General features: G+C 60.1%; 21 protein-coding genes. 10 read left to right on the top strand and 11 right to left on the bottom strand.

Annotated elements, in window-relative coordinates; translation table 11 throughout:
• The 6 genes from P3C29_RS24890 to colR all read right to left on the bottom strand — a co-directional run.
• The coding region (locus P3C29_RS24890) for an IS110 family transposase (RefSeq protein ID WP_275965710.1) at nucleotides 1–629 on the bottom strand (629 nt) is incomplete at its 3' end.
• 358 nt (nucleotides 630–987) lie between these two features.
• The gene (locus tag P3C29_RS24885) at nucleotides 988–1,218 is read right to left on the bottom strand and encodes a hypothetical protein (RefSeq protein ID WP_010170008.1); all 231 of its coding nucleotides are present in this window, start codon (nucleotides 1,216–1,218) and stop codon (nucleotides 988–990) included.
• A complete protein-coding gene (locus P3C29_RS24880; protein WP_029615863.1) occupies nucleotides 1,218–1,934 on the bottom strand; it encodes a lipopolysaccharide kinase InaA family protein in 717 nt (238 codons plus the stop codon). Before P3C29_RS24880 ends, P3C29_RS24885 begins: the two co-directional genes overlap by 1 nt.
• A 4-nt stretch (nucleotides 1,935–1,938) precedes the next feature.
• Nucleotides 1,939–2,619: a class I SAM-dependent methyltransferase gene (locus P3C29_RS24875; RefSeq protein WP_003208584.1), complete on the bottom strand. Its 681-nt coding sequence runs from the start codon at nucleotides 2,617–2,619 to the stop codon at nucleotides 1,939–1,941.
• A 188-nt stretch (nucleotides 2,620–2,807) separates the two neighbouring features.
• On the bottom strand, nucleotides 2,808–4,088 hold the full coding sequence (locus P3C29_RS24870; RefSeq protein WP_010170010.1) for a HAMP domain-containing sensor histidine kinase: 1,281 nt from the start codon (nucleotides 4,086–4,088) through the stop codon (nucleotides 2,808–2,810).
• On the bottom strand, nucleotides 4,078–4,761 hold the full coding sequence (colR, locus tag P3C29_RS24865) for a two-component system response regulator ColR (protein ID WP_003175870.1): 684 nt from the start codon (nucleotides 4,759–4,761) through the stop codon (nucleotides 4,078–4,080). Before colR ends, P3C29_RS24870 begins: the two co-directional genes overlap by 11 nt.
• Nucleotides 4,762–4,962: 201 nt before the next feature.
• Between colR and P3C29_RS24860 the strand changes: the two genes are divergently transcribed.
• From P3C29_RS24860 to P3C29_RS24840, 5 genes are all read left to right on the top strand, one after another.
• A complete protein-coding gene (locus P3C29_RS24860) occupies nucleotides 4,963–6,912 on the top strand; it encodes an LTA synthase family protein (RefSeq protein WP_275965709.1) in 1,950 nt (649 codons plus the stop codon).
• Between the two features lie 54 nt (nucleotides 6,913–6,966).
• Nucleotides 6,967–7,677: a phosphatase PAP2 family protein gene (locus P3C29_RS24855; RefSeq protein ID WP_275965708.1), complete on the top strand. Its 711-nt coding sequence runs from the start codon at nucleotides 6,967–6,969 to the stop codon at nucleotides 7,675–7,677.
• Between the two features lie 74 nt (nucleotides 7,678–7,751).
• Nucleotides 7,752–8,450, top strand: a complete 699-nt coding sequence (locus tag P3C29_RS24850; protein ID WP_010170013.1) for a response regulator transcription factor — start codon at nucleotides 7,752–7,754, stop codon at nucleotides 8,448–8,450.
• Nucleotides 8,440–9,735, top strand: coding sequence for an ATP-binding protein (locus P3C29_RS24845; protein ID WP_275965707.1), 1,296 nt, complete (start codon nucleotides 8,440–8,442; stop codon nucleotides 9,733–9,735). The genes P3C29_RS24850 and P3C29_RS24845 overlap by 11 nt, the downstream gene beginning before the upstream one ends.
• A gap of 117 nt (nucleotides 9,736–9,852) precedes the next feature.
• A complete protein-coding gene (locus tag P3C29_RS24840) occupies nucleotides 9,853–11,280 on the top strand; it encodes a glycosyl hydrolase family 8 (RefSeq protein ID WP_275965706.1) in 1,428 nt (475 codons plus the stop codon).
• Nucleotides 11,281–11,350: 70 nt separating this feature from the next.
• Here the strand turns inward: P3C29_RS24840 and groL are convergent, their stop codons facing one another.
• The 4 genes from groL to P3C29_RS24820 all read right to left on the bottom strand — a co-directional run bounded on the left by groL (nucleotide 11,351) and on the right by P3C29_RS24820 (nucleotide 14,864).
• Nucleotides 11,351–12,994, bottom strand: a complete 1,644-nt coding sequence (gene groL, locus P3C29_RS24835; RefSeq protein ID WP_003208597.1) for a chaperonin GroEL — start codon at nucleotides 12,992–12,994, stop codon at nucleotides 11,351–11,353.
• Between the two features lie 50 nt (nucleotides 12,995–13,044).
• Nucleotides 13,045–13,341, bottom strand: a complete 297-nt coding sequence (locus tag P3C29_RS24830; RefSeq protein WP_003208599.1) for a co-chaperone GroES — start codon at nucleotides 13,339–13,341, stop codon at nucleotides 13,045–13,047.
• 248 nt (nucleotides 13,342–13,589) lie between these two features.
• Nucleotides 13,590–14,066, bottom strand: a complete 477-nt coding sequence (locus P3C29_RS24825) for an FxsA family protein (protein ID WP_008433587.1) — start codon at nucleotides 14,064–14,066, stop codon at nucleotides 13,590–13,592.
• Between the two features lie 66 nt (nucleotides 14,067–14,132).
• Nucleotides 14,133–14,864, bottom strand: coding sequence for a HugZ family protein (locus P3C29_RS24820; protein ID WP_010170017.1), 732 nt, complete (start codon nucleotides 14,862–14,864; stop codon nucleotides 14,133–14,135).
• A 75-nt stretch (nucleotides 14,865–14,939) separates the two neighbouring features.
• Between P3C29_RS24820 and P3C29_RS24815 the strand changes: the two genes are divergently transcribed.
• Nucleotides 14,940–15,698 (top strand): SDR family oxidoreductase, encoded by a 759-nt coding sequence (locus P3C29_RS24815; protein WP_010170018.1) that lies wholly within the window; start codon nucleotides 14,940–14,942, stop codon nucleotides 15,696–15,698.
• 27 nt (nucleotides 15,699–15,725) lie between these two features.
• On the opposite strand, the gene P3C29_RS24810 is transcribed toward P3C29_RS24815, so the two are convergent.
• The gene (locus tag P3C29_RS24810; RefSeq protein WP_201125211.1) at nucleotides 15,726–16,733 is read right to left on the bottom strand and encodes a DUF481 domain-containing protein; all 1,008 of its coding nucleotides are present in this window, start codon (nucleotides 16,731–16,733) and stop codon (nucleotides 15,726–15,728) included.
• Nucleotides 16,734–16,887: 154 nt separating this feature from the next.
• On the opposite strand from P3C29_RS24810, the gene P3C29_RS24805 reads away from it, so the two are divergent.
• The 4 genes from P3C29_RS24805 (at nucleotide 16,888) to P3C29_RS24790 (ending at nucleotide 21,624) form a co-directional block, all read left to right on the top strand.
• Nucleotides 16,888–17,250, top strand: coding sequence for an MGMT family protein (locus P3C29_RS24805; RefSeq protein WP_275965705.1), 363 nt, complete (start codon nucleotides 16,888–16,890; stop codon nucleotides 17,248–17,250).
• A 43-nt stretch (nucleotides 17,251–17,293) separates the two neighbouring features.
• Complete coding sequence (locus P3C29_RS24800) at nucleotides 17,294–18,826, top strand: AmpG family muropeptide MFS transporter (protein ID WP_275965704.1); 1,533 nt, start codon at nucleotides 17,294–17,296, stop codon at nucleotides 18,824–18,826.
• 108 nt (nucleotides 18,827–18,934) lie between these two features.
• On the top strand, nucleotides 18,935–20,650 hold the full coding sequence (locus P3C29_RS24795; protein WP_201125214.1) for a proline--tRNA ligase: 1,716 nt from the start codon (nucleotides 18,935–18,937) through the stop codon (nucleotides 20,648–20,650).
• 20 nt (nucleotides 20,651–20,670) lie between these two features.
• Nucleotides 20,671–21,624 carry a hypothetical protein gene (locus P3C29_RS24790; protein WP_010170025.1) on the top strand — a complete coding sequence of 318 codons (954 nt, stop codon included), beginning with the start codon at nucleotides 20,671–20,673 and terminating at the stop codon, nucleotides 21,622–21,624.
• The last annotated feature ends 43 nt before the right edge of the window (nucleotides 21,625–21,667 follow it).

Here is a 21,667-nt window from a genome sequence, read left to right as displayed (position 1 = left end):
GCCAGCAGCGAAAGTGCGAGCACATTGCCAACGCCCGATACCTCGCGCAGCAAATCATAATTGGCCTTCCAAGCCGGCGAAGCTTTGATCGCTTCGTGCAAGTCATCGTCTGTGCTTTTAAGGCGCTTTTGAAGCCAGACGATATGTGCCTTGATGTCCCGTCGAAGTGCCTTGAATACCGCCTGTTTCAGTCGAGACTCTTCCGCCACGATCATATCGATGAGCTGGCGGCGTCGAGTCAGTAGATCCGCCAGTTCACGAGCGTGTTCATCTGGGATCTCCCGAATCTCGGGTTTGACCGCCTGGGCAAACTCAGCAATCACCTGGGCATCYAGAGCGTCGGTTTTCGCCAGCCTACCGGTCGCCTTGGCGAAATCACGAACCTGACGGGGATTGACAACAACAACGGGTAATCCAGCAGCACAAAGCTCGGCAGCGGCAAGCCGCTCATATCCACCAGTYGCTTCCAGCACCACCAAAACCGGCTCCTGAGCCTTGAGATGTTTAGCTAAACGCTGGATATCTTCTTGAGTATTGGAAAACTGTTCGACTTGGCCAGTAGTGCTGACGAATGAGTCGAGCTTGTTTTTGGAAACATCAATTCCGACGAACGCAGAGTCATGGTCCATAGCGTTTTCCTCACGTCCAACCTTGCAGAATCGGGCTTTGCGCCCAGGCAACCGTTCGGACTAGTTTAGGAAGGAACCTGCTCCGACCCATGCTCACTCACGATCTCGAAATCAGAGGGCACTACGGTCTGAAGCAGGTGAAAACAATCTTACAAGGGAACGCCGAGCCTAGGCGAGGCGCCGACAGGCGGGGCAGAGCGTTTTGGTTACTTTGCCGCTTTTGCAAAGTGACCCGCTGTAAGAGCGGAACCACAAGTAGCCGTTACCGAAGAAACGGATATACACCCAACCCCCAAAAACCCAAGCCCAAATAAAAGGCCTCGAACCAGCGAGGCCTTTTATTTGGGCTTCAATCTCTTCAACTTTGTGGCCTCATCCCTTGGGACATCCCGAACATGAATAACAACAACTCATGATCAGGCTTGGCCGTGACACCGACCTTGGCGATCCGCGGCATCGGGCACTGCTGCCCGACACCCTGCACCGCACTGAGGACTTGTGTCCGGGGCTGCTCCCAGGCAGCCAGGGCCAGGGCAGCTATGCCCAACGCCCCCAACAGAAACAAACCTCGTGCAATTTCTAGCTTCATTACGTTAAACCTTTGATAGCGCTGCCAAACGCCGTCTCGTAAAAGTAGCTGAGTTTTTTCCAGTCCGTAGAATTCCACGACGAATGGCGGCGCAACTGCAACATGTCGTGCCGAGCCGCCCGAAACGCGGTCAACCGCTGGCGGCACTTCTCGAAGTCCAGCAGCGCCACTTCTACCTTGGCCGCATCACCCTCGCCCGTCACCCGCACAAAGATATGCTTGATATACAGGCAACCATGCTGCCAACGGCCCTTGTGCATCCGCGCCAGGGTACCGGCCAGTTCCTTGAGCAGGCGCTCATGCACCAACTCGCCATACTGCTCACGACCACCGGCGGCGTACCAGTTTTCGATCTCGTCGAAACCGTCCAGCGACGCCGTCACCAACAACGCTTTCCATTGGTGCTCAGGGTCGCGGCGGGCTTCGCAGAACACCAGTTCCGGCACGCGTACATCCAGCAAACGCAGGCCCTTGAGGGCATCGCGCTCACGTAAAACAGTGGGGCGTCCAAAAGGATGGAGCCAACTGCGGTAGATATGGCCGGTCTGGCGCTTGCTGTAGAGCAAACGACCATTGGTGCCCACTACCCGTTGCACACCACTTTCACCGCCACGACGACGATTGGGTTCCTCGACCCACTCGCCCTGCTGGCGCCAGAAATAATCAAATCGCTCTTCGGGAGCTACTTCACTACCTGCTAAACACTCGACAGCCATCCTGTTACCTCTTGCGCAATACATACACTCGCCACATGGCGTAGAGCGGTATGAAGTCCAGAGATTCCTGAACACGGAAACCGGCCTGTTCAAACTCTGCCTCAACAGTAGCAGCCGGTAACACGAACCGATTTTGGTAACCTTCCTGCTCACCTTTCTTGCGACGCCGCACTTCGGCACGCTTGCGTTTCCACGCCTTGAAGTTGCCGTCCACCCACAACGAGATAATCACGCTGTCGCGGGTAACACGCTGAAATTCGCGCAGTATTGCCAGCCTGTGCTCGGGGTCACCAATGTGGTGCATCAAGCGCATGCAGAAAATGCTGTCGACTGCGTTGTCGGGCAAATCAATATCAAAGGCAGACGTCTGCAAGGGGCGTACCCGTTTCACCACATCCGCCGGTTGGGCGACGGTGGCGATCTTCAACATCGACGCTGAATTGTCGGCGCCAATGATCACGCGGTTGGGCTTTTCTGCCAGTAATGGCCAGAAACGCCCGGCCCCACACGGCAAGTCCAGCACCAGGCCAGGCTCACCGGCCATGGCCAGCGCACCACGCGCCAATTGCTCGTCGCGTTTGTGGGACAACCGGCGAGCCAGATTGTCCTGATGTTTGAGCAAATAATTCTGCGCGTGCTGATCGTCGTACTTTTCGGAAAATTCGAGCTTGATCGGAGTAGGCATCAACGGGTCTCCAGTTACTGATGCCTACAACCTTAAGCAGAATCCTGTGATCAACAGGTCAACACATTGTGAAAAACTTGTCCTGTCGAATCGTATACATTACAAAACTTTGCAGATACAAGTCGTGGCATGGTGCCATCTTCGGCGAAAATCGAGGAGTCTGCCGCAGGGTAGCGGCAGGGCAGGCATCAGGGTTTGACCTGACTCAACTCGACGTGAAAACGGCAACCGTTGGGCTCCATGGTACTGAGGCTGACGCTCCAGCCCTGGTTCTCGCAGATGCGCTGGACCAGCGACAACCCCAGGCCCAGTCCTTCACCACGCTTTTCACTGCCGCGCACAAACGGCTCGAACATCGCTTCGCGCTTGTCCTCGGGAATTCCCACACCGGAGTCTTCCACCACAAAGCCACTCGGCTCCAGGGTGAGGCGGATAAAGCCTTGCTCGGTGTAATGCAGTGCATTGCGCAGCAGGTTGCCCATCACCGCATGCAGGAAGGTCGCGTTGTAGCGGGTATCCAGTGGTGCCCCGGGCTGATAAATCAGCTCAAGGCCTTTGCGCTCGATCGGCTCACGCCAGATCCCCAGCAGGTCGTCGGCCACCTGCGCCAGGTTGGCCTGGGGCGACATGCCCGCCTCTTCGCGCTGGGCACGGGCCAGCATCAGGAAGGTCTGTACCAGTTCGCGCATTTCCTCACAGGCCCGCGCAATGCGCTCAACCTGCTTGCGGCCGCGCTGATCAATCGCCGGGTTCTCCAGCAACAGTTCGCAGGAACTGGCGAGCACCATCAGCGGGGTGCGCAACTCGTGGCTGACGTCGCTGGTAAACAGCTGCTCCCGGGACAACGCCTGGCGCAAACGGCCCAGGGTCGCGTCGAAGGCCACGGCCAGCTCACCGACCTCATCCGCGGCATAGTCCGGGGCCAGGGGCGGCGCCAGGCCGAGTAACTGGTCCCGATGGCGCACTTGGCGAGCCAGGCGCACCACCGGTGCCATGACCTTGCGCGCCAGCACCCAACCGAGGAACACCGCCAGCGCCAGGCTAAGCACAAACCCCACCAGCACCACGGCAAACAGCACGCGCTCGCGCTCTTCGAAATCGCTCTGGTCTTGCAGCAGGACGTAGCGGCGACCGTCGACGATTTCGACCATCGCGTGGTAGGAAAGCTGCTCGCGGAATACCTCGTGAAAACCGGCGTCCAGGTGGCGCAAGTCTTTGGGCAGCTCGAAATCGCCGGGGCCGCCGCTGAAGTAGAACAGCTGGTCCGGCTCGGGACGGTGGCTCCAGTCCTCGACGCTGTCCATCAGCAGCAGGCGTTGCAAGTCACCGCCAAGGCCTGCCGAAATGAGTTTTTCTTCCACCAGGTGCACCGTGGCGACGATGCCCATGGCGAAGGCCCCCGCCACCAGCGCGCTCATCAAGGCGAAGGCAATGATGATCCGCTGGGCAAGGCTTTGCTTAAACTCCATCACGACCCTCGGCCAGGCGATAACCCACACCGTGCACCGTTTGCAGCAACGGTTTGGCGAAGGGTTTATCAATCACCTGACGCAGTTGATGGACATGGCTGCGCAAGCTGTCACTGTCCGGGCAGTCATCACCCCACAGGGCTTCTTCGAGAATTTCGCGGCGCAACACGTGAGGACTTTTTTGCATCAGCACCGCCAGCAGCTTCAGGCCGACCGGGTTGAGCTTGAGCAGGCGCCCTTCGCGGGTGACTTCCAGGGTGTCGAGGTCGTAACTCAGGTCACCGACTTGCAAGGCACGGCGACCGCCGCCCTGGGCACGGCGCAGCACCGCTTCGATGCGTGCGGCCAATTCCGACAGCGCAAACGGCTTGAGCAGGTAGTCATCGGCGCCGGACTTGAAGCCCTGCAGCCGGTCATCCAGTTGGTCACGGGCGGTGAGCATGATCACCGGCGTGTCGCGGCGTGCGTCTTCACGCAGGCGTTTGCACAGGGTGTAGCCATCAATGCCGGGCAGCATGATGTCGAGCACGATCAGGTCGTAATGTTCGGTTGCAGCCAGGTGCAGGCCCGACAAACCGTCCTGCGCACAGTCTACGGTGTAGCCCTTCAGCCCCAGGTAATCGGCCAGGTTGGCCAGAATATCGCGGTTGTCTTCAACCAATAAAATTCGCATGGGCAGTGTCTCCGTACGCGGTAACGGCCGTGTTGGCTCGCGCAGCTTAAGGCCAAGTATGGCTCACGGCTAGGGCTGAAGGCCGCGTCAATTACTGTTTTCAACCGATTGCGGGACTTAACGAGTTTTTCACTATAGGTTCACAACCTGACTACAGTGTCAGCGCGAAGATCGCGCCCATCGAAAATAAGGAACATTGACATGGGTTTTCCAAAAACGGCGCCAATGCGCTATTTGCTGTTGGTGACCGGTGCCTGGCTGGTTGTTTTTCTACTGACCCGGATTCTGCTGCTGGTAACCCACCTGGACGAAGTAAGCGGTAACCTGCTGCCGGTATTTGGCGTGGGCCTGCTCTATGACCTCGGTTTCCTCGCCTATGCTGCACTGCCCCTGGGCCTGTACCTGCTGCTGTGCCCGCCGGGGTTGTGGCGTCGCCGGGGCCATCGCTGGTTCCTGCAGGCCGTACTCACCGTCAGCCTGTTCGCCATGCTCTTCACCAGCGTGGCCGAATGGTTGTTCTGGGACGAGTTCGGCGTGCGCTTCAACTTTATTGCCGTGGATTACCTGGTTTACTCCAAAGAGGTGCTGAACAACCTGCTGGAGTCCTATCCGATCGGCAAGCTGCTGAGCCTGCTGGCGGTGATGGCAATCGTCTTGAGCTTGGCCTTGCGTAAACCGTTCAACACGGCGATGAATGCGCCGTTGCCCGCGATGCGCAAGCGCCTGCTCAACGCACTCGGTTTGTTGGTGGTGGCCGGCCTGAGCCTGCAATTGATCAACCAGGACAGACCGCGCAGCCAGGGCGGTAACGCCTACAACAATGAACTGGCGAGCAACGGCCCGTATCAGTTCTTCGCCGCCTTCCGTAATAACGAGCTGGACTATAACCAGTTCTACAAGAGCCTCCCGGCGGATGTGGTCGCCAAGCAGTTGCGCGCCGAACTCAGCGAGCCGAACGCACGGTTTATCGGCACTGATCCGCTGGATATCCGCCGCGCCATTACCAACCCGGGCACGCTGCGCAAACCCAATATCGTGCTGGTGACCATCGAAAGCTTCAGCGCCAAGTACATGGGCAGCAACGGCGACCCGAATAACCTCACGCCCAACCTCGACGCGCTGCGCAAGCAAAGCCTGTACTTCAATAACTTCTACGCCACCGGTACCCGCACCGACCGTGGCCTGGAAGCCATCACCCTGGCCATTCCGCCGACGCCAGGACGCTCCATCGTCAAGCGCATCGGCCGGGAGAGCGGCTTCGGGAGCCTGGGCCAGCAGCTCAACGCCGTCGGCTATGACAGCGTGTTTGTCTACGGCGGCCGTGGCTACTTCGACAACATGAACGCGTTTTTCAGCGGCAATGGTTACCGGGTGGTCGACCAAAGCAGCGTGCCCGAAGCGGAAATCAGCTTCAAAAACGCCTGGGGCATGGCCGACGAAGACCTCTATAAACAGACGCTGAAACTGGCGGACGAAGACTATGCCAAGCAGCAACCGTTCCTGCTGCAACTGATGACCACCTCCAACCACCGCCCCTATACCTACCCGGCAGGCCGCATTGATATCAAATCCGGCGACGGGCGCAATGGCGCGGTGAAGTACACCGACTACGCCATCGGCCAGTTCCTGGAGGCGGCGCGCCAGAAGCCATGGTTCGACAACACCATCTTTATCTTCGTCGCCGACCACACGGCAGGCAGCGCGGGCAAGGAAGACCTGCCCATGGTCAATTACCAGATCCCGCTGTTCATCTACGCGCCCAAGCTGATTGATGCCGCCGAGAACGCGAAGCTGGCCAGCCAGATCGACCTCGCGCCGACGCTGCTGGGCTTGTTGAACCTGAGCTACGAGTCGACGTTTTTTGGCCGCAACCTGCTGCAAGACAACCCGCTGCCGCCACGGGTAGTGGTCGGCAATTACCAGTACCTCGGTTTATTCGACGGTAACGACCTGGCGATCCTCAGCCCACGCCAGGGCCTGCGCCGCCATGACCAGGCGCTGGGTGACAGCCATGAGTCCCGTGTTGGCAGCGATGACCCGTTGATCCAGCGGGCCATTACCTACTACCAGGGCGCCAGTTACGGCTACAAACAACAGTTGCTGAGCTGGAGGGCGCCCAAGGACGAGGTCCCCCAGGTGAGTGCACGCTAACCGAAACGCCCCGGCCAGGTCTGCCCGGGGCTTTTTTTAGAATCTGAGTTCACCATGCACGCAATCGCTGTTCGCCCGGTTTCCAAACCCCTCAACTTTTGGCTCGGTCTCGGCGTGCCGGCCGTTTTGGCGGTGGTCATGCTGTTGCTGGAGCTGACATCGCTGGACATGGACGTGGCCAAACTGTTCTACAACGCTGCCGAAGGCGGCTTTGTGGGCCGGCACAGTTTTTTTCTGGAGGACATTCTTCACGATCGCGCCAAGCAGATGGTGATCGTGTTTTCCGTACTGGCGATCGCCGGGTTTGCCGGAGCCTTTATTGTTGAACGGCTTAAGCCCTATCGTCGGGAGCTGGGCTGCCTGGTGCTGTCCCTGGGCCTGGCTACCTCGTTTGTCTCACCCTTGAAGACGGTAACCGCGGTGCAATGCCCGTGGAGCGTCAAGGAGTTTGGCGGCCAGGAGACTTACAGCGAACTGCTCAGCCCCAGGCCGCCTACCGACAAGCCGGGCCGTTGCTGGCCGGGTGGGCATGCGGCGACCGGGTTTGCCTTGTTTGCATTGTTTTTTGCCCTGAGGGATCGCCGGCCACGAATGGCGCGCTGGGCTTTTATATTTGCGCTGGGGCTGGGCACAGTGCTTTCGGTGAGCCGCACCATGCAAGGCGCGCACTTTCTTTCCCATAACGTGTGGACGGCGATTTTCAGCTGGCTGATTTGCTTGGGCGCGTATTACTTTTTGCTGTACCGCCCCGCCGCATCCGCTTGATGAACACCCCTTGCCTCGCCGGGGGCAAGGGCGCAACACTCTGCGCACTTTTTTGGCAATGATCCCGCTGAGCCATGTCCGATACCCTGCTGCTGATCGAAGACGACCTGCCCCTGGCGGCGCTCACCGCCGAGTTCCTGCGCGCCGAGGGGTTTACCGTGGCGGTAGAACACCGTGGCGACCGCGCAGCCCAACGCATCCGTGATGAGCAGCCGGCCTTGTTGATCCTCGACGTGATGCTGCCGGGCATCGACGGCTTTACCCTGTGCCGACAGATTCGCGACCATTATCCCGGGCTGATCCTGATGATGACCGCCCTGGACGAGAACGCCGAACAATTGGTGGGGTTTGCCGCCGGGGCCGACGACTACGTGGTCAAGCCGATCGACCCGCTGTTGTTGTTGGCGAGAATCCGCTCGCTGCTGCGCCGCCATCCCCAGGCCCCCCGCAGCTACTATCAGTGGGGCACGTTTCGGCTGGACCTGAACAACCACTTCGCCTGGCTTGGCGAGGCGCCCTTGCAGTTTTCGGTGGCCGAATTCGAGTTGCTTGCCATCTTCGCCCGCCATTGCGGCGTATTGCTCACCCGGGAAAAACTGCTCCAGCGCCTGCGTGGCCTGGAGTACGACGGCCTGAATCGTTCAATTGACATGCGGGTGTCGCGCTTGCGCAAAAAACTGATGAGCCTTGAGTGCCCCGTGACCATCCAGACCATCACCGCGCAGGGTTACTTGTTCGTCGAAATCCCGACGGGGAGCCAGCATGCTGTCTAAAGTGCGCCCGTGGATGGCCATCGCCGCCGGCACCAGTTGGGCGGCCCTCACCTTCTACCTGTTGTGGCTGTGCACGAACGCAGCGGTGTTTGTCGGCGACTACAGTTTTCTGCGCTTGATGGCCGGCCCGGGTTATCTGGTGGCCGAGCAACTCAAGGCCTTGCCCGCCGAACAGCGGGAGGCGCATATCGAGGCGCTGCAAGCCCGCTTTCAGTACCCGGTCAGCCTGGTGAAAAAGGATGATATTGAGCTGCCGCCGGAAGCCCTGGTCATGCTCGACCACCATCAGCCCGCGCAGAACAGTGATGAGGACGTCACCTACTTCCCGCTGGACGACGATACGGTGATTCAATTCGGCCCCATGTGGGGAACCGCCGAAGTGAAGGACCTGCTGCAATATCCGGTGTATTGGGTGACCGCCTGTGTCGCCGGCCTGCCGGTGGTGCTGTTTCTCTGGATCGCGTTGCGTGCCCGGCGCAAGTACACCCACGACCTCAACACCCTCAACGCCAGCATTGCTACCCTCGCCCGCACGCCGAACACGCTGCTGCCGGCCATGAGCCAGGAATGGGCACCGTTGCAGCAGACCTTGCGCCAGCATGCCCAGGACATCACGTCGATGGGTGAGCGCCACCGGGAGGTCTCGCAGGCGGTGTCCCACGAACTGCGCACGCCCCTGGCGCGGATGCGGTTTGCCCTGGCGCTGCTGAGCAAAAGTGCCGACCCCGACACCCGCACCCGCCTGCAGGAGCGCCTACAAACCGACATCGAAGAGTTGGAGTCGCTGGTTCGCGCCAGCCTCGCCTTTGCCCGGCTGGCCGACGCGCCCAGCGACCTGCAGCATGAGCCGATCAATATCCATGACTGGCTACAACAGGAGTTCGCCCTGCTGGACGGGCACCATCGCTTGCTGACCCTGGACACCGACCCGGCCGACCTGGAGCTGATCGGTGATCGCGCCCTGCTGCATTTGATCGTGCGTAACCTGCTGAGCAACGCCATCACCTACGCCCGCGAACGGGTGAATGTCAGCGCTTCATCCCAAGGCCAGCAGCTGGTGCTGCATGTGGACGATGACGGCCCCGGCGTGCTGCCGGAAAACCGCGAAAAGATCTTCGAGCCCTTCGTGCGCCTGGCCATGGGCGGCGACGAACCCGGCGGGTTTGGCCTGGGCCTGGCGCTGGCCAAACGCGCCAGCCATTGGCACCGTGGGGAGCTGTCGATCACCCGCAGCCCGTTGGGCGGTGCACGCCTGACCCTGACCCTGGCGCTGCGCCCGGGTTAGGCTGTTACAGCCTGTGACAGTGGAACCTCCCCGCTGCCGCTAACCTCGCGACCTGATTCAGGATCGCACGCGCCATCCTGAGTCCATGCCCTTTGGATCAGGTTGGAGAGTCATTTCATGCGTCACCTTAAACGGCATCTGCCTACGCTGGTGTTATCACTGTGCATGGCCGCCGGTTCATGGTCAGGCAGCCTCGCGGCCCAGAGTGTCCACGCGCCCTATTACCCCGGCACCATCCTGCCCAATCGCCAGTCCCAGGCGCTCATGGATCAGCAACTGGTCACGTTCTACAAGGACTGGAAGGCGGTGTATCTGTCGAGCGAATGCGGCAGCGGCCGGGTTTTCGTCAAGGTCAACGCCGACCACAAACCGGTGGGCGGTGGCACTGCGCCCGGCACGATCACGGTGTCCGAGGCCCATGGTTACGGCATGCTGCTCACGGTGATGATGGCGGACTACGATGACGACGCGCAAAAGACCTTCGACGCCATGGTGCGCTACTTCCAGGATCACCCGGCCGCGTCCGATCCCGGCTTGATGGCCTGGAACCAGGTCGAGGGATGCGGCGACTCCACCGACGCCTTTCGCGGCGACGTCAGCGCCACCGACGGCGACCTGGACATCGCCTACGCCCTGCTGCTGGCCGACCAGAAATGGGGCAGCCAGGGCACGATTGACTATCGCAGCGAGGCCAACACGGTCATGGCGGCGATCATGAAACACGAGGTGCATCCCAGGACCCACCATTTGATGCTCGGCGACTGGGCCGGTACCGACGGCGATGCAGAGCTGGAGTACACGACTCGCAGCTCGGACTTCATGCAGTCGCACCTCTACAGCTTTTTCGCCATGACCGGGGATAAACGCTGGCAGGCGGTTCGCGACAAGACCTATTCGATCATCAGCACCTTTACCCAGCGCTACAGTGCCAAAAGTGCTTTGGTGCCGGACTTTATCAGCCACCTGGACACCTCGCTCACCCCGGCGCGGCCCGAGCTGGTGGAAGGCAAATACGACGGCGCCTACGCGTGGAATGCCGCCCGTTACCCGTGGCGCATCGGCCTGGATTACCTGATGTACGGTGACCCTCGCGCTCTGTACACCTTGACCACTTTCAACCGCTGGGCACGCGCCACCACTCACGATGAGCCGGGTAACTTCAACAGTGGTTACCGGATCGACGGCAGTACCATTGATGAAGCGCAGAATGAGCCGGCCTTTGTGGCGGCACTCGGGGTCAGCGCAATGATCAGCCCCGACAATCAGCTGTGGCTCAATAACATCTGGGACAACCTGCAACACCAGTCCATCCGGGACCATGACTACTACGGCAACACCCTCAAACTGCTGGGCATGGTCGTCATGTCCGGCCATTGGGAGCGGCCCCAACCGGCGCCCCTCAAAAAAACCGCAAACGTGCCTGTCCCTCCGTCATCCGGCACTGCGGCACCGGGACCCGTGGCATCTTTGCCGCCCGCCTCGCACCTGATGCTGGCCCGTGGCTTCATGTTCAAGAAACTCCTCGGGCGTCGCGGCGTCAGTTGACCTGCGCGCATAAAAAAACCCCGCCTGCATCGCTGCAGGCGGGGTTTTTCAGTATCGGGGTAAGGCTGGCTTACATCATGCCGCCCATGCCACCCATACCGCCCATGTCTGGCATACCGCCGCCAGCTGGAGCATCTTCTTTGATCTCGGCGATCATTGCTTCAGTGGTGATCATCAGGCTGGCAATCGACGAAGCCGCTTGCAGAGCCGAACGAGTCACTTTAGCCGGGTCCAGGATGCCCATTTCGATCATGTCGCCGTATTCGCCGGTAGCAGCGTTGTAACCGAAGTTACCCGAACCCTGCTTGACCTTGTCGACGACTACGCTTGGCTCGTCGCCGGAGTTGGCAACGATCTGGCGCAGAGGTGCTTCAACCGCACGACGCAGCAGAGCGATACCGACGTCCTGGTCAGCGTTGTCGCCTTTCAGCTCGGAGATAGCCTGCAGAGCGCGAACCAGTGCCACGCCGCCGCCAGGTACCACGCCTTCTTCAACGGCTGCACGGGTAGCGTGCAGGGCGTCTTCAACGCGGGCTTTCTTCTCTTTCATTTCAACTTCGGAACCTGCGCCAACCTTGATCACTGCAACGCCGCCGGACAGCTTGGCCAGACGCTCTTGCAGTTTTTCACGGTCGTAGTCGGAAGTGGTATCAGCCACTTGAGCGCGGATCTGGGTAACACGTGCCTGGATGTCAGCTTCAACACCAGCACCGTCGATCACGGTGGTGTTTTCCTTGGTCACGGTGACGCGCTTGGCATTACCCAGGTGTTCCAGGGTAGCGCTTTCCAGGCTCAGGCCGATCTCTTCGGAGATAACGGTACCGCCAGTCAGAACAGCGATGTCCTGCAGCATGGCTTTGCGACGATCGCCGAAACCAGGTGCTTTAACAGCAACCACTTTCACGATACCGCGCATGTTGTTCACAACCAGGGTCGCCAGGGCTTCGCCTTCAACGTCTTCGGAAACGATCAGCAGTGGGCGGCCGGCTTTGGCAACAGCTTCCAGAACTGGCAGCAGTTCACGGATGTTGGAGATCTTTTTGTCAACCAGCAGGATCAGCGGGCCGTCGAGCTCGGCGGTCATGGTGTCTGGCTTGTTGACGAAGTACGGGGACAGGTAGCCACGGTCGAACTGCATGCCTTCAACAACCGACAGTTCGTTTTCCAGGCCCGAGCCTTCTTCAACGGTGATCACGCCTTCTTTACCGACTTTTTCCATGGCTTCGGCAATGATGTCGCCGATGGAGCTGTCGGAGTTGGCCGAGATGGTGCCGACCTGAGCGATTGCCTTGGTGTCAGCGCATGGCTTGGACAGGGACTTCAGCTCTTTGACAATGGCGATGGTCGCCTTGTCGATGCCGCGTTTCAGGTCCATCGGGTTCATGCCGGCAGCGACGGCTTTCAGGCCTTCGTTGACGATCGACTGAGCCAGAACGGTGGCGGTGGTGGTGCCGTCGCCTGCGTCATCGTTGGCACGGGAGGCAACGTCTTTGACCAGCTGCGCGCCCATGTTTTCGAAGCGATCTTTCAGCTCGATTTCTTTGGCGACGGAAACGCCGTCCTTGGTGATGGTCGGAGCGCCGAAGCTCTTCTCGATGATCACGTTGCGGCCTTTAGGGCCCAGGGTCGCTTTTACTGCGTCAGCCAGGACGTTGACACCGGCGAGCATTTTCTTACGGGCGGAATCGCCGAATTTAACTTCTTTAGCAGCCATGATCGATATTCCTTAAATACTTTGTAGTAACGGGAAGATGAGCGGGGAAATCAGCCTTCCAGAACAGCGAGAATCTCGTTCTCAGCCATTACCAGCAGGTCTTCGCCGTCGATTTTCACAGTGTTGCTGCCGGAGTAAGGGCCGAAAACAACCTTGTCACCCACTTTCACAGCCAGCGCACGTACTTCACCGTTTTCCAGGGTTTTGCCTGGGCCAGCAGCGAGAATCACACCGTGGTTGGCTTTTTCAGCAGCCGAACCTGGCAGAACGATACCGCCAGCGGTTTTCTTTTCTTCTTCACTGCGACGGATGACGACGCGGTCATGCAGAGGACGAAGCTTGCTCATTGTCGATCTCTCCTAATTGTGTTTTTCATCGGCCGGTGTCAATTCCGGCTAGTTAAATTCCGGCGGTGCCGGTCGCGGTTCGCGGTGCGAAACGCGGAAGTCTGTCTGGTGTCGCCACCAGAAACCTTGCGGTGACCGTTACATAAGGGCGCATAAGCTTATTACAAGGGTGCAGAGATGAAAATTTTTGTGTCGGGGGCGTCTTTAAAAGCCACACGGCACCCGAAGGTGCCGTGCCAGTGAGGGGATTACTTGGGGTCGCGGTGTTCGAACTCGCCTTCGATCACGTCACCTTCACGCCCCAGGGGCTGGCGCGGAGCCGGGCCGCCGCGGGGTTGCAGGTCGTCGGCAAAGGCGCGCTGGCGGATCGCCGCCTCTTCGGCACGCTGGCGCATCTTGCCCGCCAGCAGCTTGCGAGTGAACGGCAGCAACATCACCAGACCCACCACGTCGCTGATGAAACCCGGGAGGATCAGCAGGCCACCGGCCAACGCCATCATCAGGCCTTCCAGCATGGTCTGGGCCGGCAGTTCGCCGCGATTCAGGCTTTCACGGGCACGCAGCGCCGTGGCCAGGCCGGCGACGCGCAGCACCAGGACGCCGAGCATCGAGCCGAGAATGATCAGCAGCAGCGCCGGGAAAAACCCGATTGCACCGCTGACTTGTACGAATACGAACAGCTCCAGCACCGGAAACAACAAAAAGAGCAACAAAAAAGGGCGCATCAAATGGTTCCTCAACGCAAGAATGCCTTGCTACTTCACCTTAGATGACGTCGCCGTTTCGTGAATTCAAGCTTCAGCGGCTGCTTTTTTCGGCCAGACCTCGGCGTGAGCCAGGAAAACCAAGGCTTCGCGTACTTGTGTCGGCGTGTTGCAAGGCTCTGCAAAGGGCAGCCAATAGAGGGCCTGGCCAATGCGCAGGTGCATGCCTTCGCTGTCGATACCGGCCAGTTGCGCAGGTTCGGAAGTCGGTAGCCCTGCCAGCTCGACGTAGTGAGCGATGGCCTTGGTGTGGTCGCTGTTCATGTGCTCGATCATGCTCAGCTCGGCCTTGCCGGCGAACGGGTTGGCCAGGGTCAAGTTGTCGACCCAGTGGATCGCGCCAAACCCGCCGATGTAACGGTGGCGTACCGGCTTGAGCACCCAGAAGTCAAAATCATGGGCCTTGTGGTAGTTCGCAGAGTCCGGGAAGTAGCGGTAATAACGCTCGGCGGCGGCTTCAATCGCAGCACTGTCTTCGAGCTTTTCGGCTTCGGCCAGGTAGGTCAGGCGCCCTACGGCTTGCACATCGTCCGCCTCACGCTCACCCACCAACAGGGAGCACTTGGGGTCTTTCTGCAGGTTATGGGTGTGCTGGGCGATCCGGCTGATCAGGATCAGCGGCCGGCCCTCGGCGTCCAGGCAGTACGGCACCACTGAGCCAAACGGGAAACCGGGCATGGCCTTGGACAAGGTGGAGAGTGCCCCACGGTATTCCTTGAGCAGTAGTTCTCGGGCATTCTTGGCAACGTGCGCGCTCAACTTATGACTCCTTTGATAAATTTCGTCAAAAAACAAACTTGGATAGCCGCTTAATTCTGCCCACAGGACTTGCGAATGCATCTCAACGACAAAGTAATCATTATCACCGGCGGTTGCCAGGGTTTGGGCCGTTCCATGGCCGAGTATTTTGCCGCCAAAGGCGCACACCTGGCGCTGGTGGACCTCAATCAGGAAAAACTCGACCAGGCCGTGGCAGCCTGCCAGGCCCATGGCGTGAAAGCCCGGGCCTATCTGTGCAACGTGGCGGATGAAGAGCAGGTCACCCACACCGTGGCGCAGATCGCCGACGACTTTGGTGCGATCAACGGCTTGATCAACAACGCGGGGATTTTGCGTGACGGCCTGCTGCTCAAGGTCAAGGACGGCGAGATGACCAAAATGAGCCTGGCCCAGTGGCAGGCGGTGATCGACGTCAACCTCACCGGGGTGTTCCTGTGCACCCGCGAGGTGGCGGCAAAAATGGTGGAGCTGAAGAATCAGGGCACCATCATCAACATTTCGTCGATCTCCCGCGCCGGTAACGTCGGCCAGACCAACTACTCCGCCGCGAAGGCCGGTGTAGCAGCCGCCACTGTGACCTGGGCCAAGGAGCTGGCGCGTTACGGTATCCGCGTGGCGGGCATTGCACCGGGGTTTATCGAGACGGAGATGACCCTGGGCATGAAGCCCGAGGCCCTGGAGAAGATGACCTCGGGCATTCCCCTCAAGCGCATGGGGCGGCCCGAGGAGATTGCCCATTCGGCGGCGTATATCTTTGAGAACGACTACTACACCGGGCGGATCCTGGAAATGGACGGCGGGTTGCGCCTTTAACCAGGCAGCTCTTTACCAGGCGCCTCTTTACCAGGCGACGCCGAAACCTGCCGTGTAGCGGGTCTTGCTCAACGCACTCTCCGAGTCGCCACTAATAATGTCGCGCTCGGCCTTGAGGTTGAGGGAGGCCCACTCGGTGACTTTGTAGCGCAGGCCCATTTCCGCATCCAGGGAATAGTCGGACGGCCCGGCCAACGGCTTGCCAAGCTCGCCATTGGTGAAGAATTCGACGGTCTTGCCCACCAGGTAGCGGTTGTAGTTCCACTTCATGGCCAGCGAGTAGAAGTTGTCCTTGCCGCCGTCCTGATATTCGTAATCCGTGCGGTTGACCAGCGAACCAAGGGAGAACGCACCCAGCTCGTCGTCCCAGAATTGATAGCCCGGGCCGGTACCCACGGTGCGCTGGCGGGACAGGTCTTCGACCTTGTCACGCTTGTAGGTCAAGCGACCCTGCCAGAACCAGTGTTCGGTGATGAAGCGGTCCAGGTCATATTCCAGCGCCCAGTTGTCGGTGGTGGTCACGTCGTCCTGGAATTCGCGGTTGTACTCGCCCTGGGCGGTATGGCGCCACTGGCCATGGCGGGCAGTGGTCTTGAAGTCGATGTCGTAGTCGTTGGTGTCTTTTTCCGCACGCTTGTAGTCCAGCGCCATGTCGACATTGCCCTTCCACACAAGGTCTTCAATCACCGGCTTGGGCTTGATGATCTGCTGGATGCTGGCCAGCTCGACGGTCTTCGGCGCCTCGCCGTTGGCCAGGATGACTTTGCCGTCATCGGCCGCCTGCAGGGACTTGGCCTTCTCACCGGTGTAGGCATCCTGTTTGACCAGCAACTCCTGGTCACTTTCCAGGGTCTTGACCTGCTTCCAGTCCACCGGGATGGCACCGGCGTAGTCGGTCTGGATCAGTAGCTTGCCACCGTCGAAAACCTTGATCTTGCCGGTCAGGCGGTCACCGTTCTTCAACCAGACGGTATCGGCGAGCAGCGGCGTGGAGGCGCTGAAAACAGCGAGGCACAGCAGGGTTCTGGACAACATAAGCGGATTTGGGGCTCGAGTTTGGCGAAAAAACGGGCATTATCGGGGCGGATAACTTCTTAGCAAGGACTGACTCGGGTATTTGTATCGAGTTCCGTGCCCGGCGGCACATTTGCAGACATTTCCTACGAATAGACGGATATTTTCATCGGACATGCCCACCGTGAACGAAACGACCGACGCCCCGCAAAGCCCGGCCGAAATGCGCCGCACCGTGCTGTACCTGACCCTCGCCCAAGTGCCCGAAGGCTGCGTGATCAGCTACGGGGAGCTGGCGCACCTGGCCGGTTTGGGTCGCGCCGCGCGCTGGGTGGGCCGCACCCTGAGCCAGTTGCCAGAAGACACCAAACTGCCCTGGCACCGCGTGTTGGGTGCCGGCGGTCGGATAAGTCTGCCAGCGGGCAGTGCCTCGGGGGACGAGCAACGCGCGCGTTTGCGCGGCGAAGGTGTCAGCATCCTGAACAATCGTGTTGATATTCAGCGTCATGGCTGGCGCCCGGTAGAGCACAGCGGTTAGAGTGCGCGCTTTATTTGCGTAATTCTGAGGCAGACTCCAGCCCATGCCCCGTAAAACCTGGCGCGCCGCGCTCGCCGCCTATGCCAGCCCCTCGACGTTAGTGCTGTTGCTGCTCGGCTTTGCTGCCGGCTTGCCTTACATGTTGGTGTTCTCGACGCTCTCGGTGTGGTTGCGTGAGGCCGGTGTGGCCCGCGAAACCATCGGTTATGCGAGCCTGATCGGCCTGGCCTATGCCTTCAAGTGGGTCTGGTCGCCCTTGCTCGACCAATGGCGCCTGCCGCTGCTCGGCAAGCTCGGACGTCGTCGTTCCTGGCTGGTACTGTCCCAGACGCTGGTGATCCTCGGATTGATCGGCATGGGGTTCTGCGATCCGCAAAAGCACCTGTCCTGGCTGATCGCCATCGCCGTTATCGTCGCCTTCGCTTCCGCCACGCAAGATATCGCCGTAGACGCCTACCGCCTGGAAATCGCCAGCGACAGCCAGCAGGCCGCGCTGGCCGCCAGCTATATGTCCGGGTATCGCGTGGCCGCCCTGCTGGCCACCGCCGGCGCACTGTTTTTCGCTGAAGGCTTCGGTTCCACCGGGTTCAACTACAAGCACTCGGCGTGGGCCGGCACGTATGTGCTGTTCGGTGTGCTGATGGTGCCAGCGCTGCTGACCACCCTGTTCATGCGCGAACCCAATGTGCCACTGCGCACCCAGTTGCAGGCCGGCCGCTACAGCTTTGCGCACCAACTGGTCTCCGTATTCGTGTTGATCGTGCTGCTGGTGTCGGTGCCGGCGATGTTTACCCAGCTGTACAACACAGACTTCGCCAGCGTGCTGTTCCAAGGCGTCAGCCTGCTGGACTTGCTGCTGGAAGACCGCGCGTTCCTGCGGGCCATCCTCTATATCATCCTCACCACCCTGTGCCTGTCGACCATGGGTCGCCGGGGCCTGGCGCCGGTGCTCACGCCGGTCAACGACTTTATCCTGCGCTACCGCTGGCAGGCCCTCCTGCTGCTGGGGCTGATTGCCACCTATCGCATGTCGGACACGGTGATGGGCGTCATGGCCAACGTGTTCTATATCGACCAGGGTTTTACCAAGGACCAGATCGCCGGCGTCAGCAAGGTGTTCGGCCTGATCATGACCCTGCTGGGTGCCGGCATGGGCGGCCTGCTGATCGTGCGCTTCGGCATCCTGCCGATCCTGTTTATCGGCGGTATAGCATCGGCCGGTACCAACCTGCTGTTCGTAATGCTCGCCGACATGGGCCCGGACCTGCAGATGCTGATTTTCACCATATCCCTGGATAACTTCAGTTCGGGCATGGCGACCTCGGCGTTTGTTGCGTACTTGTCGAGCCTGACCAACCTGAAGTTCTCCGCCACCCAATACGCCCTGCTCAGCTCGATCATGTTGCTGCTGCCACGCTTGATCGGCGGGTATTCGGGGGTAATGGTCGAGAAGTTCGGTTACCACAACTTCTTCCTGATCACCTGCCTGCTGGGTGTGCCGACGCTGATCCTGATTGCCTTGCACTGGTTCCAGGAAAGCCGGCGGGTTCGCTTGAACCCTCCCGAAGAAAGCTGACCGGTGGGGGCCCTGGCTCCCACAAACACCCTCATGCCTGTACTCCGGCAGCGACCGCCCGTACAATCAAAAGTCATTTCAAGTCCAAGCAACCGACAACGGCCTACCATGCGCACCAGTCAATATTTGCTCGCCACACAGAAAGAAACGCCTTCCGACGCGGTCGTGATCAGCCACCAGCTGATGCTGCGCGCCGGCATGATCCGCAAACTGGCCTCGGGCCTGTACACCTGGCTGCCCATGGGCTTGAAGGTGATGCGCAAGGTCGAAGCCATCGTTCGTGAAGAAATGAACGCCGCCGGCTCTCTGGAAGTGTTGATGCCGAGCACCCAACCGGCTGAGCTGTGGCAGGAATCCGGGCGCTGGGAAGAGTACGGCCCTGAATTGCTGCGCTTCAAGGATCGTCATGGCCGCGATTTCTGCGCCGGCCCGACCCACGAAGAAGTGATCACCGACCTGATGCGCAACGAGTTGAGCAGCTACAAACAGCTGCCCCTCAACCTGTATCAGATCCAGACCAAGTTCCGTGACGAAATCCGCCCACGCTTCGGTTTGATGCGCGGCCGTGAATTCATCATGAAGGACGCCTATTCGTTCCACGCTGACCAGGCGTCCCTGCAGGTCACCTACGACCGCATGCACACCGCCTACTGCAACGTGTTCACCCGCCTGGGCCTGAAGTTCCGCCCGGTTGAAGCGGACAACGGCTCCATCGGCGGCGCCGGCTCCCACGAGTTCCACGTACTGGCCGAATCCGGCGAAGACGATATCGTGTTCAGCAACGGTTCCGACTACGCGGCGAACATCGAGAAAGCCGAAGCCGTGCCACGGGAAACCTCCCGCCCTGCGCCAAGCGAAGAGCTGCGCCTGGTGGATACGCCTGAGACCAAGACCATCGCGGCCCTGGTGGAGAAATTCAATCTGCCGATTGAAAAGACCATCAAGACCCTGATCGTGCGCGCCGAGGAAGAAGGCAAGCTGATCGCCCTGGTGATCCGTGGCGACCACGAGCTCAACGAAATCAAGGCCGCCCAGCAGCCAGGCGTTGCCAGCCCGCTGGTGATGGCCACCGACTCCGAACTGCGCGACGCCATTGGCGCCGGCGCCGGTTCCCTGGGCCCGCTGAACCTGCCGCTGCCTATCATCATCGACCGTTCCGTGGCGCTGATGAGCGACTTCGGCATCGGTGCCAACATCGATGACAAGCACTACTTCGGCGTGAACTGGGAACGTGACCTGCCGGTTCCGACCGTGGCCGACCTGCGCAACGTGGTTGCAGGCGACCCGAGCCCGGACGGCAAGGGCACCCTGGAAATCAAGCGCGGCATCGAAGTCGGGCACATCTTCCAGCTGGGCAACAAGTACAGCAAGGCGATGAAGTGCGAGGTGCTGGGCGAGAACGGCAAGCCGATCACCCTGGAAATGGGTTGCTACGGCATTGGTGTTTCCCGCGTGGTTGCGGCTGCCATCGAGCAGAACAACGACGAGAAAGGGATCATCTGGAGTGACGCCCTGGCGCCGTTCCAGGTCGCCCTGGTACCGCTGCGCTACGAAACCGAGCAAGTGCGCGAAGCCACCGACAAGCTGTATGCCGAACTGACGGCTGCCGGTTTTGAAGTGTTGCTGGATGACCGGGACAAGAAGACCAGCCCGGGCATCAAGTTCGCCGACATGGAACTGATTGGCATCCCGCACCGGATCGTGGTCAGTGACCGCGGCCTGGCCGATGGCAATCTGGAATACAAGAGCCGGACCGAAGCCGAAGCCCAACCGTTGCCAGTGGCTGACGTGCTGTCTTTCCTTCAGGCGCGTATTCGTCGCTGAAAACCAGATCAAGAGTCGTCATGTTCAAGCGAAACACCATAGCCCTGGGGGGCGCCACGTTATGTGGCGCCCTGCTGGTCAGCGGCTGCGCCAACCAGATGTCGCAACGCAGCGAGCACGAGGAACGCATCGAGCGCAAATTGCTCGATCACAGCCTGCAGATCGATGTAGGCGAGCCCAAAGTGCTGGAGCTGCCGCAACGCCGGGTTCGCATTCATGAGCAAAAGACCTTTGAGGTCACCGAATTCGAAGTCACCCGTCGTTACGACCGTTACACGCCCTACCAGCCCTGGCGCAAACTCTATGAGATGCCCCTTGGCGCGGTCGCGCTGGTGGCGGGCGTCGGCGCCAACGTGGCGAATATCTTTGCCCTGGGCAACCTGCCTGCCAGCATGACCCGCGATTGGCTCAGCTACGGCGTGGACGGGGTCAACCCGTTCATGAACGTGCAGTCCAACGGCCGTGCGCAACAGAACCTGGCGGGTATCGATGAAGTCCAGCGCGACAAGCGCGTGGAGTATTCGAGCCTGCCCTGGAGCGAGCGCCCGGTGCAGGTGACGGCTGGCAAGCAAACCCATGAGCTGACCACCGACCGCAATGGCGTACTGCGCCTGAACCTGTTGGACAGCCCGTTTGCCGAGCAGGACCTGAACCGCATCAGCACCCTGAAGATCAGCGTTGAAGATGCCCAGGACGACGTGCACTCGGACTCATCCCTGGCTATCAGCAGCACCCTGCGGGGCAAATTGCTCGAAGCTCACGGGTTGATCTACGACGACCTGGAAGACGACGAGGTCAGCGAGTGGGTGCACCGGGTCAAGCGCCTGTCGGAGCTGGGCCTGGAAGAGGAAGCCAGCGAGCTGGAACAAAGCCTGATCGAGTTGACTCGCAATGATCCGGAATTGCAGCAGGAATTCCTGCAGGCCCTGACCAAGGACGCGGGGCGTCTGGTGGCGGATCCTGAGGCACGCTGAAGCCTTTAAATGTGGGAGCGAGCAAGCCCGCTCCCACATTTGG

Source organism: Pseudomonas sp. 1912-s (genome assembly GCF_029269205.1).
GTDB lineage: Bacteria > Pseudomonadota > Gammaproteobacteria > Pseudomonadales > Pseudomonadaceae > Aquipseudomonas.
This window is presented reverse-complemented; position numbering and strand designations above follow the sequence as displayed.